At 67.7% G+C, this 16,705-nt stretch carries 13 protein-coding genes; 8 read left to right on the top strand and 5 right to left on the bottom strand.

Going from position 1 to position 16,705, the window contains the following annotated elements; translation table 11 throughout:
• Position 1 precedes the first annotated feature (1 nt).
• The 5 genes from cobA (at position 2) to FBY31_RS20265 (ending at position 4,502) form a co-directional block, all read left to right on the top strand.
• Positions 2 to 1,036, top strand: coding sequence for a uroporphyrinogen-III C-methyltransferase (gene cobA / locus FBY31_RS20285; RefSeq protein WP_142044579.1), 1,035 nt, complete (start codon positions 2 to 4; stop codon positions 1,034 to 1,036).
• A 14-nt stretch (positions 1,037 to 1,050) separates the two neighbouring features.
• Entirely contained in the window at positions 1,051 to 2,199 is a 1,149-nt protein-coding gene (locus tag FBY31_RS20280; protein ID WP_142044577.1) for a uroporphyrinogen-III synthase, read from the top strand.
• A gap of 204 nt (positions 2,200 to 2,403) precedes the next feature.
• A complete protein-coding gene (locus FBY31_RS20275; protein WP_142044575.1) occupies positions 2,404 to 3,273 on the top strand; it encodes an FAD-dependent oxidoreductase in 870 nt (289 codons plus the stop codon).
• 188 nt (positions 3,274 to 3,461) lie between these two features.
• Entirely contained in the window at positions 3,462 to 4,187 is a 726-nt protein-coding gene (gene deoC, locus FBY31_RS20270) for a deoxyribose-phosphate aldolase (RefSeq protein WP_142044573.1), read from the top strand.
• Positions 4,188 to 4,238: 51 nt separating this feature from the next.
• Complete coding sequence (locus FBY31_RS20265; protein WP_142044571.1) at positions 4,239 to 4,502, top strand: hypothetical protein; 264 nt, start codon at positions 4,239 to 4,241, stop codon at positions 4,500 to 4,502.
• Positions 4,503 to 4,664: 162 nt separating this feature from the next.
• On the opposite strand, the gene FBY31_RS20260 is transcribed toward FBY31_RS20265, so the two are convergent.
• Complete coding sequence (locus tag FBY31_RS20260; RefSeq protein WP_142044569.1) at positions 4,665 to 5,477, bottom strand: metal-dependent hydrolase; 813 nt, start codon at positions 5,475 to 5,477, stop codon at positions 4,665 to 4,667.
• A 6-nt stretch (positions 5,478 to 5,483) separates the two neighbouring features.
• Complete coding sequence (gene mfd, locus FBY31_RS20255; RefSeq protein ID WP_235013147.1) at positions 5,484 to 9,212, bottom strand: transcription-repair coupling factor; 3,729 nt, start codon at positions 9,210 to 9,212, stop codon at positions 5,484 to 5,486.
• A 211-nt stretch (positions 9,213 to 9,423) separates the two neighbouring features.
• Between mfd and FBY31_RS20250 the strand changes: the two genes are divergently transcribed.
• From FBY31_RS20250 to FBY31_RS20240, 3 genes are read left to right on the top strand one after another with little or no spacing between them, the layout of a single operon-like run.
• Positions 9,424 to 10,932, top strand: a complete 1,509-nt coding sequence (locus FBY31_RS20250) for an SDR family oxidoreductase (RefSeq protein WP_142044567.1) — start codon at positions 9,424 to 9,426, stop codon at positions 10,930 to 10,932.
• Between the two features lie 44 nt (positions 10,933 to 10,976).
• Positions 10,977 to 11,474 (top strand): DUF2505 domain-containing protein, encoded by a 498-nt coding sequence (locus FBY31_RS20245; protein WP_142044565.1) that lies wholly within the window; start codon positions 10,977 to 10,979, stop codon positions 11,472 to 11,474.
• A 4-nt stretch (positions 11,475 to 11,478) separates the two neighbouring features.
• Positions 11,479 to 11,700 (top strand): SCO4848 family membrane protein, encoded by a 222-nt coding sequence (locus tag FBY31_RS20240; protein WP_142044563.1) that lies wholly within the window; start codon positions 11,479 to 11,481, stop codon positions 11,698 to 11,700.
• Positions 11,701 to 11,798: 98 nt separating this feature from the next.
• Here FBY31_RS20240 and sufU read toward each other — a convergent pair whose 3' ends face one another.
• The 3 genes from sufU to FBY31_RS20225 form a co-directional block, all read right to left on the bottom strand.
• Positions 11,799 to 12,248 carry a Fe-S cluster assembly sulfur transfer protein SufU gene (gene sufU / locus FBY31_RS20235; protein ID WP_142044561.1) on the bottom strand — a complete coding sequence of 150 codons (450 nt, stop codon included), beginning with the start codon at positions 12,246 to 12,248 and terminating at the stop codon, positions 11,799 to 11,801.
• A 27-nt stretch (positions 12,249 to 12,275) separates the two neighbouring features.
• Positions 12,276 to 13,601, bottom strand: a complete 1,326-nt coding sequence (locus FBY31_RS20230; protein WP_142044559.1) for a cysteine desulfurase — start codon at positions 13,599 to 13,601, stop codon at positions 12,276 to 12,278.
• A gap of 476 nt (positions 13,602 to 14,077) precedes the next feature.
• Positions 14,078 to 16,690 (bottom strand): LuxR C-terminal-related transcriptional regulator, encoded by a 2,613-nt coding sequence (locus FBY31_RS20225; protein WP_442858220.1) that lies wholly within the window; start codon positions 16,688 to 16,690, stop codon positions 14,078 to 14,080.
• Between the last annotated feature and the right edge of the window lie 15 nt (positions 16,691 to 16,705).

Below are 16,705 nucleotides of genomic sequence, written 5' to 3'. Positions count from 1 at the left end.
CATGCAGCTCACCATCGACCTCACCGGCCGCGACGTCCTGGTCGCCGGTTCGGACCACGCAGCCCGGCAGGCAGTACGCCGCTACGAGGCCGCCGGCGCCGTCGTCTACCGCCTCAGCACCCCCCAGGGTGCTGGCCACGACGGCCCCCTCCCCGAGCGCCCCTTCCTGGTCGCCGCGGTGGACGACGGCCAGGCCGGCTGGGAGGCGCTTCTGGACCGGTGCCGCGCAGCGGGCATCCCCGTGGCCGCGGAACCGGCCGCCGGGCCCGTCGGCCACGTCACGCTGGTAGGCGGCGGCCCCGGAACCACCGAACTGCTCACCGTCGGCGCCGTCAAGGCGCTGCGCGATGCCGACGTCGTCTTTTATGACCGCCTGGCCCCCTGCCAGGACCTGCCGTCCCTGACCTCCGCCGAACTCGTGGATGTGGGCAAGAAGCCCGGGCACCACAAGGTCAGCCAGGGCGACATCGAAAAGCTGATGGTGGAAAGCGCCCTCGCCGGCAACAACGTGGTCCGGCTCAAAGGCGGCGATCCCTACGTCTTTGGCCGCGGCGGGGAAGAAGTTGCCTCCTGCGTGGCGGCAGGCGTCCCGGTCCGCGTCATCTCCGGCGTCACGAGCGCCATCTCCGTCCCCGCAGCCGCCGGGATCCCGGTTACGCACCGTGAAGTGAGCCACATGTTCACCGTGGTCTCCGGGCACGCCCCGCTGACCGAAAAGGAGCACCAGCACCTGGCCGGCCTGGGCGGAACCATCGTTGTGCTGATGGGCATCGGTACCCTCCACCAGCTCGCCGCTGGCCTTCGCCGGGCAGGAATGCGCGCCGACATGCCGATGGCCGTTGTTGAACGCGGCTACCGGCCCGGGCAGCGCACCACCATCGCGGACCTGGGCACCATCACCACTGCAGCCGCAGGCTGCAGCAACCCGGCTGTGCTGGTCATTGGTGAGGTGGTCCGGGTGGCGGAAGCCAACCGCGGGCATGCTGAGGCCGCCGCCGACCTGGACAGGCTGGCGGCCTCGCTGCTGGGCTCGTGAAAGGATTGACCTCCATGAATGCACTTGCACCGGCCGAATCACCGCAGGTCGAAGAAACGCCGGACGCGGCAGAAGCGCCGCTGGAGGGTTTCCGCATCGGTGTCACCTCTGACCGGCGGTCCCAGGACCTGATCGAGGCCCTCGAACGCCGCGGCGCTGAAGTGCTGCACGCACCCGCCCTGAAGATCGCCCCGGTACAGGAGGACATGCGCCTCATCGACGACACCCGGGCCATCATCGCTGCCAAGCCGGACCTCTGCATCGCCACCACCGCCTACGGCATGCGCCGCTGGTGTGAAGCGGCGGATTCCTTCGGGATCGGCGACGAGCTGCTGGAAACCCTCGGCGCCTGCCGGATGTTCGTACGTGGGCCCAAAGCCCGCGGTGCCGTGCGCGCGGCGGGCCTTGCCGACGTCGGAATCAGCAGCGACGAAACCACGGCAACACTGGTGGACATGCTGCTCGCCGAGGGCGTCCGGGGCAAAACCGTCGCCGTGCAACTGCACGGCTACACGGACGTCCGGCAGCTGGAGCGCCTGCGCATGTCCGGCGCCACCGTCCTGACGGTCACCCCGTACCGCTGGGTGAAGCCCGACGGCGAGGACAGGCTTCCCCGCCTCATAGAGGCGGTGTGCAGCGGAAACCTGGACGTCCTCACCTTCACGAGTGCACCCGCCGTCGACGCCCTGTGGAGCACCGCCCACGAAATGGGCGTCTACAAGCAGCTGATCGAGAGCCTGAAGACGAACGTCACCACGGCTGTGGTGGGTCCGGTCACCGCGCAGCCCCTGCTGGACGCGGGCATAACACCCCTGATTCCGGAACGCTTCCGGATGGGTGCCCTTATCAGGCTGGTGTGCGAGCACCTTGCCCTGAACCACGTCCGGCGGCTGGACACCAGGTCCGGCAACATCGAGCTGCGCGGCCGCAGCCTTCGCATCAACGGCCAGCCCGTGGAACTGGCACCGGCCCCGCTGTTGCTGCTCCGCGCCTTGCTGGGGGCGGGCGGCGCGGTCCTGTCCCGCGAATCGCTGTCCGACCTGCTGGAACTGCGCGGTTCCGTCCACGCGCTGGATATGACCGTGAGCCGGCTCCGTTCCTCGCTGCCGGACGGCCGCCTGGTGGAGACAGTGGTGAAGCGCGGCTACCGCATCCGCGTCTAGCTCAACCTTCAGGGCCCGCAATGTGTCGGTGGGCGAATGGATGAGAGTTGCGTCACGGGTTCTGTTACCGGCCGGTAAAAACTGGCGAACACGGCCTGGTTAAACGGCAACTGCGGGGAAACACTACGGAAAAAGCAGGGCCCTACGCTGGGTTGCATCACGAACTTCCGGCCGGTCACCGGCCGCCAGCGAAAGGGCCAGCACATGTCCGCTCCGGCACCCTCCACCTCCACCGCCCCCGCCACCCGCATCGTCATCGCGGGGGCGGGCCCCGCTGCCCAGGCCCTCGTCAGCCAGCTTCACCGTGCCAGGTTCTCCGGCACCATCACCGTGCTGAGCAACCGGGACGATACCCCCGAGGAACTCCTCGAACTTGCGCTTCTCCCCCAGGTCTCTGTCCGGTTCGGCCAGCCGGCCAGCCACATCGACCCCGAGAACCAGACCATCGCAACGGCGGACGGCATGGAATTCAGCTACGACCAGCTGGTCATCGCCACCGGATCAGCACCGGTGGCGAGCCCCGTGGAGGGTGCCAACCGCTGCTTGAGCTACTCCACGATCGATGACGCTGCCCGCATCGGCGAGGCCGTCAGCGAAGTCACCAAGGAACTGGGCAGGCGCCCGCTGGGGATCCTGGTGGGCACAGGTGCTGCCGCGGGCCAGGCAGAAGCGGTGCTCCGCGCCAGGGGCGTCCGGCCCATCCGCACCACCGCCCGGCCGGCCGCCGTCGTTCCCGGTACCTCAGCCACAGGCCTCACGGCCTCCGGCGTTGTTTTTGAAGATGGCAGCAGCATGAACGGAGACCTGGTGGTCCTGGCCGAAGAACGGGTGTCCCGGGACGGCCTCGCCGCCAGCGCGGGCCTGCAGACCGCGGCTACCGGCGGGATCGTCGTCAGCAGGGACTTCCGCACGTCCATCCCCGGCATTTGGGCGATCGGTGACGCGGCGGCATTCGACGGCGTCCGCCTGGGCCTGCTGGTGGCCGCGGCTTCCGCGGCGGGCGCCTGCGCCACCCAGCTCCTGGGCGCGGCATCCGCTCCGGCCGCTCCGCCCGCACTGCCGGCCGCCGCCTGAGCAGCAACGCGGGGTCACGTCGCGCCCGATGCGGGGCCCAGGATGGGCCGGAGGTGACCCCGCGTTGCTCCGATAGTGCCCAGGTCGTTGCGGAATTCTTGGGGCACACCGCTGTGGCAAGATGGTTCCCGAAACGAGTCACGGGCGTTACAACGCCACGGCCCACCGGCCCCTCCGAGAGGACCATCATGAGCAACGAAGCCACCCCTTCCGTTCAAACAGCCGCCGCCGGCGCCCCGGGTCCGGGCAGCATAGCGTCCTTCATCGACCACACATTGCTGAAGCCCGAGGCCGGTGAGGCTGACGTCCTGAAGGTCTGTGCGGAAGCGGCCGAATACCACTTCAAGTCAGTGTGCGTGAATCCCCTCTGGGTCAAGACCGTAAAGAAGGCTCTCAGGGGTTCCGGCGTCCTGACCTGCTCGGTGGTGGGCTTTCCGCTCGGTGCCACGCCCACTGACGTCAAGACGTTCGAGGCCCGCGGCGCGGTGCTGGACGGCGCGGACGAGGTGGACATGGTCATCAACATCGCGGCCGCCCGCGCGGGGGACAAGGGCGCGCTGGTTGAGGACATTGCTTCAGTGGCGGAGGCTGTGCATGCCAGCGGCGCCGTCCTTAAAGTCATTATCGAAACGGCGCTGCTCAACGACAGCCAGAAGGTCCTGGCCTGTGAAGCCGCCCTGGAGGCAGGCGCCGACTTCGTGAAGACCTCAACCGGCTTCAACGGCGGCGGCGCCACGGCGGAGGATGTGGCCTTGATGCGCCGCACGGTGGGCCCCGGCCTTGGCGTCAAGGCCTCCGGCGGCGTGCGGTCCCTCGAGGATGCGCAGGCTATGATTGCTGCAGGTGCAACACGTATTGGCGCCAGCTCCGGCATCGCCATCGTCAAGGGTGAACAGGGTTCGTCCTCCTACTGACGGCAACCGGAGCCGCCACAGATCGAGGCCCGCGGGGCCAAGGAGGAACGAATGTCCAGCAAGATCACGGCTTCCAGCCAGGGCCCGGCGTCTCACGAAGGGGCTCTCCGGACCCCCCAGAACGAGAACAAGCTCGGCACAAGCATCCTTCTCTTCGTGGTCTGCATGGCACTGTTCCTGGGCGCCATCTACTCGCTGTCCTTCCTCACGCTCGGCAACCCCTGGCCCATGGCCGCCTGCCTGGGGCTGTTCGCCCTCGCGTACTGGATCCCGCAGACCATCCTCGGACGCTCCGACTCCGCAGGCGAGCACTAATCCCACGTAAGTAGCACCAAGTGCCGTTTTGACACTCCAGAACGACACTAAGCGCTGCACAGTTGGGATTCCCGATCCCATAGACAAGAGACCCCCTGGACGATGTCCAGGGGGTCTCTCGCGTTTGGTGCCTGCGCAGGCCTGGCACCAGGCGCCCCAGGCTCAGAACCAGATGCGGGTCCAGGCTTCGGCCGCGGCCGCCACCCTGGTCCAGTGAGTGTGGGCTATTGACCAGCCCGCCACACACAACCCCACCATGGCGTAAGCACTGACGGGGATCAGCAGCAGCCATTCACGCTTCGACCCTGCACGCCCCAGCAGCGGCAGCGACAGGGCGCCGTTGGGCCGCCAGACCGTGCGCAGCAGCGGCATCCGGCGCAGCACCTTGGGCGGACGGATCACCAGCGGCCAGAGCAGGGGCACCCCGCCGGTAGTCACCAGGTCACCGATGATGTGGACGGCCACACCGGTAAGCATCGAGACCGGAAGCCAGGTCCACTGGTCCGGGGCATACCAGGTGACGAGTCCGGCCATCACCAGCCCGAAAATCCAGTTGGTGAGGAACCCGGACTTCGGGAAAAGCTTGAGCGCCTTCGCCGCGATGTTGATCATGAACATGCACAGCAGCCCGGCCCCCACGGACAGCAGGCCCCAGTCGGTCTGGAGCTGGACCTGGCCGGCCAACGTCGCCAGCAGCACAAAGAAGGCAGCCCCGAGCACGGAGTGGGTGCCCTGCCGGTGCCCCCCGCTGGCATTTTCAATGCCCACCGCAATGACGTTGGACAGCGGCGGCAGGGAATTGGCCACGGTGCTGTGCCGGTGGTCCCAGTCGCACACCAGGGCGGTGCCCGCCGTCGCCATCCCGCCGATCAGGATGCCGGTGGCGTCCAGCGGATACCAGCCCAGGGTGTACGGCCCCGTTGAAGCAATAGCTACCCACGCCGCGGCTCCCGATGCGGCGTGATGTCCTCCCATCACGTCCTAACCGCTGACTGCCGGAGCGGCGAGAGGCTGGTCGGAGAAGATGTTGCGGATGACGCCGTTGGCCCATTCCAGGATTTCGGCGTCCTGCAGGTCGCGGCCGCCGATCTTCGCCGTTTTCGGTTTGGGAATCAGCACGGCGTCCAGGGCCGGCTTGGACTGGGATCCCGGGTACATCCGGTTCAGGCGCATGACTTTGGATTCCGGAAGGGTGGCAGGTGAGAACTTGATGAAGTTGCCCTGCAGCGCGACGTCGGAGAGGCCGGCTTCCCGGGCACCCACCCGGAAGCGGGCCACGGCCACCAGGTTCTGCGCCGGGAGCGGCGGCTCGCCGTACCTGTCCACGAGCTCAGCGAGGACTTCGTCGATGGCCTCGTTGGTGAGGGCGGCTGCGAGTTTGCGGTACGCCTCCAGGCGGAGCCTCTCCCCCGGCACGTAGTCGTGCGGGAGGTGCGCGTTGACGGGCAATTCAATCTTCATCTCGGCGGCCTTCTCCTCGGCCTCGCCGCGGAAGTCCGCCACCGCCTCGCCCACCAGACGGATATACAGGTCGAAGCCCACGCCCTGGATATGCCCGGACTGTTCGCCGCCCAGCAGGTTGCCGGCACCGCGGATTTCGAGGTCCTTCATGGCCAGCTGCATGCCCGCGCCCAGTTCGTTGTGGGTTGCCACGGCCTTCAGCCGCTCCAGCGCCACTTCGCCCAGCGGTTTCTCGGAGGGGTACAGGAAGTACGCGTAGGCGCGCTCCCGGCCACGGCCCACGCGCCCGCGGAGCTGGTGCAGCTGGGACAGGCCGTACTTGTCCGCCCCGTCCACGATCAGCGTGTTGGCGTTGGAGATGTCCAGGCCGGTTTCAATGATGGTGGTGCACACCAGCACGTCGAAGCGCTTCTCCCAGAAATCCACGATGATCTGCTCCAGGCGGCTCTCGGACATCTGCCCGTGGGCCACCTCCACCCGGGCCTCCGGGACCAGTTCGCGGATCTTGGCGGCGGTCCGCTCAATGGTGGACACCCGGTTATGGACCAGGAACACCTGCCCTTCGCGCATCAGCTCACGTCGGATGGCAGCGGAGGTCTGCTTGTCCGTATAGGGTCCCACGTAGGTCAGGACAGGGTGCCGTTCCTCCGGCGGGGTGGCCAGGGTGGACGTTTCCCGGATCCCGGTCAGGGACATCTCCAAGGTACGCGGAATGGGGGTGGCGCTCATGGCCAGCACGTCCACGTTGGTGCGCATCTTCTTCAGGGCTTCCTTGTGCTCCACCCCGAAGCGCTGTTCCTCGTCCACGATCACCAGGCCGAGGTCCTTGAACTCGAAGTCCTTGGACAGCAGCCGGTGGGTGCCGATCACCACGTCCACGGTGCCGCTCTTGACGCCCTCCACCGTTTCCTTGGTTTCCTTGGTCCCCTGGAACCGGGACAGGGCCTTGACCCGCAGCGGGAACCCGGAGAACCGCTCGGTGAACGTTTCGTAGTGCTGCTGGGCCAGCAGGGTGGTGGGCACCAGCACGGCCACCTGTTTGCTGTCCTGGACGGCCTTGAACGCGGCACGCACAGCGATCTCCGTCTTGCCGTAACCCACGTCGCCGGAAACCAGCCGGTCCATGGGGATCTCGCGTTCCATGTCCGCCTTGACCTCGTTGATAGTGGTCAGCTGGTCCGGCGTCTCAACGTAGGGGAAGGCTTCCTCGAGCTCGCGCTGCCACGGGGTGTCCGGGGCAAAGGCGTGCCCGCGGGAGGCCATTCTGGCCGAATACAGCCGGATCAGCTCGCCCGCGATCTCCTTGACGGCCTTCCGGGCCTTGGACTTGGTGCTGGCCCAGTCCGCGCCGCCCATTTTGCTGAGCACCGGGGTGTCGCCACCGACGTAGCGCGTCACCTGGTCCAGCTGGTCCGTGGGAACAAACAGCCGGTCGCCCGGGGCGCCGCGTTTGGATGGGGCGTATTCCAGCACGAGGTACTCGCGCACGCCGTCGCCGCCGCCAGCCACCTTGCGCTGGATCAGCTCCACGAACTTGCCGATTCCGTGCTGTTCGTGCACCACATGGTCGCCTGCGACAAGCTGCAGGGGGTCTACCGCATTGCGCCGCTTGGAGGGCATGCGCCGCATGTCCTTGGTGGACCCCGCGGAGGTCCGGCCCAGGAGGTCTGCTTCGGTGAGCAGGCCGAGCTTCAGCCCGTCCAGGACAAAACCGCGTCCGACGGCGGCAGTGGTCACCTCGATGATGCCCGCCTGGGGTTCGTGGTCCAGGCTGTCCACCCGGGCGCAGGGGATGTCCGCGTCGTGGAACAGTTCGGCCAGCCGCTGGGCGGGGCCGGGGCCCTCGGTGGCCACCACGATCCGCCATTGGTCCCGCACGTGCGACCCGATAAAGTCCATCATTTCCGCGACGTCGCCCTGGTAGCCGCGCGGTTCGCGGGCGTGCAGGTTCAGGACGTCGATCTCGGGCAGCAGTTCCTCGTCCTGGGCCAGCGAGGTGATGGACCACCACGAAACGCCGTGTTCAAGGGACGAGGTCCTGGTTTCGGTCAATGAACGGAAACTGGCCGAATGGAGCGCGGCGCTTGCCTGCGAGCTGAGGTCCAGCGGCGCGGTCCCGCCGTCGGAGGCCGTGGACCAGGCAGCTTCGAGGAATTCCTCGTTCGTGGCGGCGAGGTCGTGGGCGCGGGTGCGGACCTTTTCCGGTTCAATGATCACCGAGATGGAACCGGCGGGCAGCTGCTCCACAAACGGGACCATGGCGTCCACCAGCACCGGGGCCAGGGATTCCATGCCCTCCACGGCAATCCCGCCGGCAATCTTTTCGAGCATGTCGGCCGCGGCCGGAAGCTGGGACTTGAGGGTTGCGGCCCGGGACATCACGGACGGAGTGATCAGGATTTCCCGGCAGGGCGGTGCGTGCAGTTCGGTGGGGTGGTGCAGCCCGGGTGAGGACAGCGAGCGCTGGTCGGCGACGGCGAACCAGCGCATCTGGTCCACTTCGTCACCGAAAAATTCGACCCGGACGGGGTGGTCCTCGGTGGGCGGGAAAACATCGATGATCCCGCCGCGCACGGCGAACTCGCCGCGGTGGGTCACCATGTCCACCCGGGCATAAGCGGCGTCAGCCAGGCTGCGGACCACTTCGGTGAACGGCTTCTCCTGGCCCACCCTCAGGGTGACGGGGACCAGCTCACCCAGGCCGGCCACCACGGGCTGGACCACGGCACGGACCGGCGCCACCACCACCCGGAGGGGCCCCGCCGTCGAACTTTCCGGGTGCGCCAGGCGGCGCAGGACGGACAGTCGCCGCCCTACCGTGTCCGAGCGCGGCGAGAGCCGCTCGTGCGGGAGTGTTTCCCAGCTGGGGAATTCAGCTACCGAAGCAGCAGGCAGGTAGGCGCGCAGCGCCGCGGTAAGATCCTCCGCTTCGCGCCCGGTTGCGGTGACGGCCAGTACCACGCCCGGCCCGGCGCCGTTCCCTCCCCCGGCGGCGGCAATGCCGTCGGCCATCTCGGCCAGCAGCACCGGCCGCAGCCCGGCCGGCGCACTGATCTGGTAGTCCTGGCCGCGGACGGCGAAGCCCCGGGCAGCCTCGGCGCGGACCCGGGCGAAAGTCTGGTCCGCGGCGAGGGCGCGGCGCAGTCCCTCCAGCGAAGGGCCTACGCTGGGTTTGCCGGTGCTGGATTTGCCGGTGCTGGATGTGCCCGTGCTGGGTTTGCCGGCGGTGGACGGGCCGGGAAGGCTCATGGCAGAAGCTCCTGTGGTGTTACGTAAAAAGCAGGCAACGCGAAAACCCGAAATTCGCTGCGAATCCCGGGTGATCCCAGCCTACCCCCAGCCAGCGACATGCCAGCCGTCCAAAGCCGCCGCGGCTCCGAACTGCTAAAGGTGAAAGACGCAGGACAAGAGACACAGGACAAGAGACCCCGGACAAGGGACACCGACGAAAGGGAACAGCATGAGCGGAACCAGCAGGACCCGGGATTCAGCCAAAACTGTCCTGGTGACCGGCGCCACCGGCTACATCGGTGGCCGCCTGGTGCCCAGGCTCCTGGATGAGGGGCACAGCGTCAAAGTCCTGGTGCGCTCTCCCGGCAAGATCGCGGGCGTCCCCTGGCGGGACCAGGTGGAGGTGGTGGAAAGCAGCCTGGACGACGGCGGGGCGTTGCAGGCGGCGCTGGCCGGCGTCGAGGTTTTCTACTACCTGGTGCACTCCATGGCCGCCGGGGCCGGCTTTGAAGCCAAGGAGCGGGCCATGGCCCGGACGGCTGCCGACGCCGCGGCCGCCGCCGGCGTGGCCAGGATCGTCTACCTGGGCGGGCTCCACCCCCAGGGCGTGGCGCTTTCCACCCACATGCGCTCCCGCGAGGCTGTCGGCCAGGTGTTCCTCGACAGCCCGGTGGATGCCATCGTCTTCCAGGCCGGGGTGGTCATTGGCTCGGGTTCGGCGTCCTTCGAGATGATCCGCCACCTCGCCGAAACGCTGCCGCTGATGCCGGCGCCCAGTTGGGTCCGGAACCGCATCGAGGCCATCGCGGTGCGCGATGTCCTGTACTACCTCGTCGCCGCGGCGTCACTGGACGGCCCGCTCAACCGTACCTTCGACGTCGGCTGCCGCCAGGTCCTCACGTACGCCGGCATGATGCAGGAGTACGCCGCGGAAGCCGGCCTGCCGTACCGGCCGGTGCTGGCACTGCCCGTTCCGGCACCCAAGCTGGCCGGGCTATGGGTTGCCCTGACCACCCCCATCCCGCTGTCCATGGCTGTGCCGCTGGTCCAGTCCCTGCAGCACGATGCCGTGTCCAACGAGCAAGACATCGACCAGTACATCCCGCAGCCCGACGGCGGCCTGACCCCCTACCGCACCGCCGTCGCCCTGGCCCTCGGGAAGGAACGCGAGGGCCAGGTGGAGACCACGTGGGCCAGCGCCGGTGCTGCCGCCGATCCCCTGCCGAGTGACCCGGACTGGGCGGGGCACAAGGTGTACATCGACGAACGCACCTTTCATGGCGACGTCGATCCGGCCCGGGTGTGGACGGTCATCGAGGGCATCGGCGGGCGGAACGGCTGGTACTCGCTGCCGCTGGCCTGGCAGGTGCGGGGCTGGCTGGACAAGCTGACGGGCGGGGCGGGGCTGCTGCGGGGACGCCGGCATCCGCACACGCTGGCCACTGGTGAAGTGGTGGACTGGTGGCGGGTGGAACGGATCGAGCACGGAAAACTGCTGCGGCTGCGCGCCGAGATGCGGGCCCCGGGACGTGCCTGGCTGGAGCTGTCCGTTGAGCCGGACGGGACCGGCAGCCGGTACCGGCAGCGGGCCATTTTCTTCCCCAAAGGGCTGAGCGGGCGGCTGTACTGGCTGGGGGTCCTGCCGTTCCACAGCCTGATCTTCCCGGCCATGGCCAGGAACATCACCGGGGCGGCGCGGAAGCTGGTGGATGCGGAGCCCGGCGCCCGGACCCCGTAGGATGTTTGGAGCCTAATCCGACCCCCACGTCCCAGGAGGACCCATTGGCCCTGAGCGCAACCACCACCCTTCCGCACTCCGTCCCCAGCGTTGCAGCTGTCCTGGTGAACGAGGATTTCCAGCGCCACGTCAGCCAGCTCGTAGGCGGCAGCCTTGAATCCTTCACCGTCGACGGCGATGTTGCCGGCGCCTTCAGCGCCACCTCCGTGCGGACCCTGCCCACCACCCGCCTGCCGGAAATCGCACGCAAGTTCGTGGGCGAGCACCTGAAAGTGACCCAGGTGGAGAACTGGGATGCCCCCGCCGCGGACGGTTCCCGGCAGAGCAGCATTTCGCTGAAGATTGCCGGCGCCCCCGTCGACGTCACCGCGGTACAGCGGCTCGTTGCTGCCGACGGCGGCACCCGCGTTGAGCTTGAAGGTGCCGTGAAGTCTTCGGTGCCGTTCCTGGGCGGGAAAATCGCCGACGCCGCCGAGCCGATGGTTGCCAAGGCCCTGAACCTGCAGGCCAAGCAGGCACAGGCCTGGCTGGAAAGCCACTAGCCGCGTGGAACTGCCTGTCTTTGCCGCGCTCGTCCTGATTGTTGCCGGTATCTGGTCGCTGGTGGTCTGGCCGCAGTTCCTGCGCCGGGTCATGAAGGATCCGCGCGCCCGGGACGCCGCCGGCAAGGCCACCAGGTTCCTCACCGTCCACGTGGTGCTGGTCAGCATCTCGATGGTGCTCGGCGCAGCCACGGCGGTGATTGGTATTCTGGGGCTGGCCGGCTAGGCCCCCTGCTCAAAAAGGCTCCGGCCCTCGTCCCGCTGGGGAGGAGGGCCGGAGCCTTTTATGCCGCCAGGCAGGCTGGCGCCCAGGCGGTTTGGTTGCTAGGCAGCCTGGTTGAGCGCGTCCTCGGCGGCAACCCAGGAAATCATGGCGCACTTGACCCGTGCCGCGTACCGGGCCACTCCCTCAAAGGCTGCTGCGTCGCCCAGCAGTTCAGGGTCCGCGTGGATCTTTCCCCGCGACCTCAGGACCTCGCGGAAGCTGTCAATCACCTCGTGAAGTTCGGTTACTGTCATGCCCTCTGCCAGGTCTGTCAGGACTGAGGCGGACGCCATGGAAATGGAGCAGCCCGCGCCGTCCCAGGCAACCTGTGCCACTTTTCCGTCAGTGACTGCCAGGCGCAGGGTCACTTCGTCGCCGCAGACCGGGTTGAGCTGGTGCGATTGGCCGGTCGTGGCGCCGCCGGGTGCCTCGGTGGCGGCCAGGCCGCTGCCGTGGCGGGCTTTGGAGTGGTCGAGGATGATCTGCTGGTACAGCTGGTCGAGGCTCATGGTTTTACCTTCAGGGTGTGTGGTGGCTTAGGCGCGGAAGTAGGCGCGCACGCCGGCGACGGCATCCAGGAACTGGTCCACGTCGTCGGTGGTGTTGTAAAGGTAGGCGCTTGCCCTGGTGGTGGCCGTCAGCCCCAGCCGGCGGTGCAGCGGCTGGGCGCAGTGGTGGCCGACGCGCACGGCAATCCCCCGCGAGTCAAGGAACTGCCCCACGTCATGGGCGTGCACGCCGTCAACGTCGAATGCGGCGAGCCCTATGCGGTCCTGCCCCGCCGCAGGCCCCAGGACCCGGATGCCGGGAAGGGACTCCAGGCCGGTGACCATCCGCTGGCCGAGCTCAGCCTCCCACTGGTGGATCCGGTCCAGCCCCGTTTCCGTCAGGTAGTTCACTGCCGCGGCCAGCGCCACCGCCTGGGAGATCCGCTGGGTTCCGGCTTCGAAGCGCTGGGGTGCCGGGAGGTACTCGGCCCGCTCCATGGTCACCGTAGTGATCATGGAACCGCCCGTCAGGAATGGCGGCAGGATATCCAGGATGTCCTGCTTCCCGTAGAGCACCCCGATTCCGGTGGGTGCGAGCATTTTGTGCCCGGAGAACACCGCAAAGTCCACATCCAGCTCTTTGACGTTCAGCGGCATGTGCGGGGCGGACTGGCAGGCGTCAAGTACCACCAGGGCTCCGGCTTGCCGGCCCAGGGCTGCGAGTTCACGGACGGGGTTGATGGTGCCCAGGACGTTGGAGGCGTGCGTGAAGGCCAGGACTTTTGTCCGGCTGTTCACGGTGTCGCGGGCCACGTCCATGCGGAGGCTGCCGTCGTCGTCGACGGGGATGTACCGCAGGGTTGCCCCGGTGCGGAAGGCGAGTTCCTGCCAGGGTATGAGGTTGGCGTGGTGTTCCATCTCGGTCACCACGATTTCGTCACCCGGATTCAGGGCGAGCTCCTTGAGCCGGCCGTCGCCCCGGCCCTGCGCAGCCCACAACCCGGCATTGGACAGGGCGTAACTGAGGAGGTTCAAGCCTTCGGTGGCGTTGGAAGTCCAGATGAGCTCGGAGTAGTCGGCGCCAACGAAGCCGGCCAGCGTCTGCCGGGCGTCCTCGAAAGCTTCGGTGGCCTCGACTGCAAGGTGGTGGGCGCCGCGGTGCACCGCCGCGTTGCGCTGCTCGTAGAATTCCTGCTCGGCTTCGATGACGCTGAGCGGATTCTGCGACGTCGCTCCGGAATCCAGGTAGATCAGCGGGCGTCCGTTGACCAGTTGGTCCAGGACCGGGAAGTCGTTGCGGATGCGCTGCACTTCGGCGTTGTCCATGACCGGCAAGGCGCGTTCCAGTGTGGCTGGCGTTGATACTACGGCCAAAACAAACTCCTTGAAATGCCAACGGATGACACTCAATTGTCCCACAGCACGACTGTGGCGGCCGCCCGGAGGGGCAGCCGCCACAGTCGCTCCGGGCTTCAGCCCGCGGAATGGAGGGCCGGCGACGGCTGGGGGGAGAGTCTCGGTCTCAGAAGACTCTGACGTCGCCGGCCCCGTCCACGCCCGGCCCCGAGGGACCGGAAGTTTGTTGGATACAAGGCCTTGATTTTGTTCTCGCAGCTGCGGCTTCTTTCGTGCCGTTTGCTTTGCTTCCATAAGTAAATACTCCGGCGCCATCCTGCACACGAGTAGGGTGTACTCGAATTCCCCTGCGTGGGACTACCTGTGGGGCCCTGATTCCCGGAAGGCTTCGGGAATCACGTCGAGAGCGCCGCGGGGCATGCGGACAGAGATCACGGGCAGGCCACACCGGCCCCTGCAGGGAAGCCAACCGGGGCGGTTTCCATGGTGAAGGCCTACTTGGGCAGGGCTGACTCCAGCTCATCCCGGCTCCGCACGCCGAGCTTGACGTACGTGCGGTACAGGTGGCCCTCCACCGTTCGCACAGACACCATGAGCCGCTGGGCGATTTCACGGTCCGTGAGGCCCTGTACGGCCAGTCCCACAATGTCCTGTTCACGCCGGGTGAGGTGGACGGCGGGAGCCGCGGCAATAAAACGGCCTTCCCGGAACCTTTCTCCCAGTTCGTGGTCGCATTTTTCGCGCAGGGCCACGGCCTGCCGGGAGCGCCGGCGTTCCCCGGCCTGCTCCAGGAGGGTGCTGGCGCGGGCGTAGGCCTCCCGTGCCAGGTTCACGAACCCCGCTTCCTCCAGTGCGGAGGCCGTTTCCATCAAGGCATCCCCGTCAGCCTCTTCCCACCGGGTGGCCAGGGTCAGCATCGCCTCCGCCCACCGGCCCTCCACCGTCCGGGCGACCGTCTGCACCATCGGAATGACCGAAGGGTCGCCCAGATCCCAGCAGATGGCCAGGAGTTCGAGCAGTGTTCCGGCCCTCGCAGTGGCCTCGGCCGTAGTGGCGAGCGTATGCAGCGCGGCGAGGTTCTTGCCGTCCCGGGACAGGTATTCGGCGGCAGCGGCTTTGTAGGACGCGGCGAGCAGTTCGTGGGCGGGGCCCCCTGCCGCAGCGTCGCTGTAGTCCTGTTCCAGGCGCTGCGCCTGGGCCGTGTCCCCCAGCCTTGCCGCAACATAAAAACCCAGGGCTGAACCCAAGCGGAACAGCTGCAGCGGGTCGTTCAGCCGGAGTGCCTCCACGGCCGGCAGCAGCACCTGGTACGCACGCTCCATCCGGCCCTGCCGCAGGAGTGAGTACCCGCGCAGTACTTGGAGGCTGCCGTTGAAGGTGGCGGCCCCCGGAGAGTGCCTGGCGGCGTAATTGTTGAGTTCGCGCTCGGCCGATTCCCATTCCCCCATGGCAAGGTAGTCGGTCACCAGCCGGCCCAGCACAAACTCCGTGTAGAAGAACAGGCTGTCTTCCAGCGGAGGCAACTCGGAAGCGGCCAGGAGCGCCGAGTCCAGGCCCTCGGAGGCACGGCCGGCAGCAGCCAGGGCGTGTGCCAGGAGCGCCTCCCCCAAGGCCCTGACCGGTTCGCCTCCCGCATCCGCCGAGGTGGTGCTCCTGATCTCCCTGACCTCCGCGGCCAGCGCTTCGGCGTCCACTTCCGCGCCCAGCTCCAGGAGGCGCAGGACGCGCAGGACGCGCAGGAGCTGATCCGGCGCGAACGGGTCCCCGTCAACCGGCTGTTGGACGTGTTCGCGCATGTCCTCGGCCAAGGCCCTGAGCGGTGCTCCCTTCGCCTGGTGGGCGGCCGTCCGGAGCAGGACGACGGCGGGACCCTCGGGAGTATCGGACAGCTTCCGCCAGCAGGCGTCAAGCAGGTCGGCAGCCGGCCCGTACACGCCCTCGTTATAGAGGGCCCGGGCCTGGAGGGCTTGGGCCAGGGGCACCAGTGCGGGATCCCGTACTTTGGCTGCTAGGGTGCGGGCGCTGTCGTTGCGGAACCGCCGCAACGCTTCGCGGGCGGCATGAAGCATCTCGTGGTCAGGGATCCGCAGGCCAACCTCAAAGGCCCACTCAACGGAGCGAAGCATGCCCTCGCCGCGCAGGGCAGCGGCGTCCTGATGGGCGCGGATCCTTTCCAGCAGTTGCAGGCTCCGGGACACTGACAGGGTGTTCCTGATTGCTTTGGCGAAGAGAGCGTTCCATATGGAGAGCTCGGCGGGAACACCGGAGCTCTCGGAAACCATCTGCTGGTCAAGGAGGGACCGGACCACGGAGGCCCCGCTGATGTCCTCGATCACCTTTCGGCCCACCGGCCCCGCCAGGGCGATGAGCTTCAGGGCCTCCTGTTCCTCCGGTCCCCTCCGGAGGTGGTCCTTGGTCACCACGGCCGTAAGCTGGGGGCCGTCGGCCGGCAGGGGGCCAAGCAGTACCCAGATGCCGTTCCGCTTGGCCAGGACTCCTGTTTCGGCAGCATCGTGCAGCAGTGCGTCCAGGATCCGCGGGTTACCGCCGGATGCGTGCCAGATGGAGTCAACCGTAACCGGCGGGACCGTCCCGTCAAGGACATGGGCCAGGACCTCTTCGATCTGTTCCCGGTTCAGCGGCCGCAGGTCCACCCGTTCGGCAAGGCCGTCGTACCAGAGCTGGTCCAGCGGCTGTGGGAGGCCGGGCCGGGGCCTGGCTGCAGCCACCACCGTTGCCCAACCGGCAGAGATGAGGTCCGCCACTACGCCGGCGGAGGCTTCGTCCAGATGATGCGCGTCATCCACCACCAGCAGGACTGGGGCGCCGCTGCCTGCCTTGAGCTTTTCGAAGTAGGTCCACATTGAACGCAGAACCGCTACCGGCGAGACCGACTCTTCAGCGGTGAGGTCTCCCGTATAGGGGGTAAGGACGCCGAAGGGCACGGCCGCGAGGGCGGAGCTGCCGTGAATCTGCAGGATGTTCAGCTGCCCGGCGAGACGCTCGGCGATCGCCTCCGTCAGGGACGTTTTTCCGATGCCGGGCCCTGCCATGAGGAAAATGGCGTGGCTGGTGCCGTTCCGGACAATATTGCAGATCCGTTCCAGGGGCTCCCGCCGCCC

Source organism: Arthrobacter sp. SLBN-100, assembly GCF_006715305.1.
Classification (GTDB): domain Bacteria; phylum Actinomycetota; class Actinomycetes; order Actinomycetales; family Micrococcaceae; genus Arthrobacter.
Note: the sequence above shows the minus strand (reverse complement) of the source record. Positions and strands in the feature narration are given on the sequence as shown.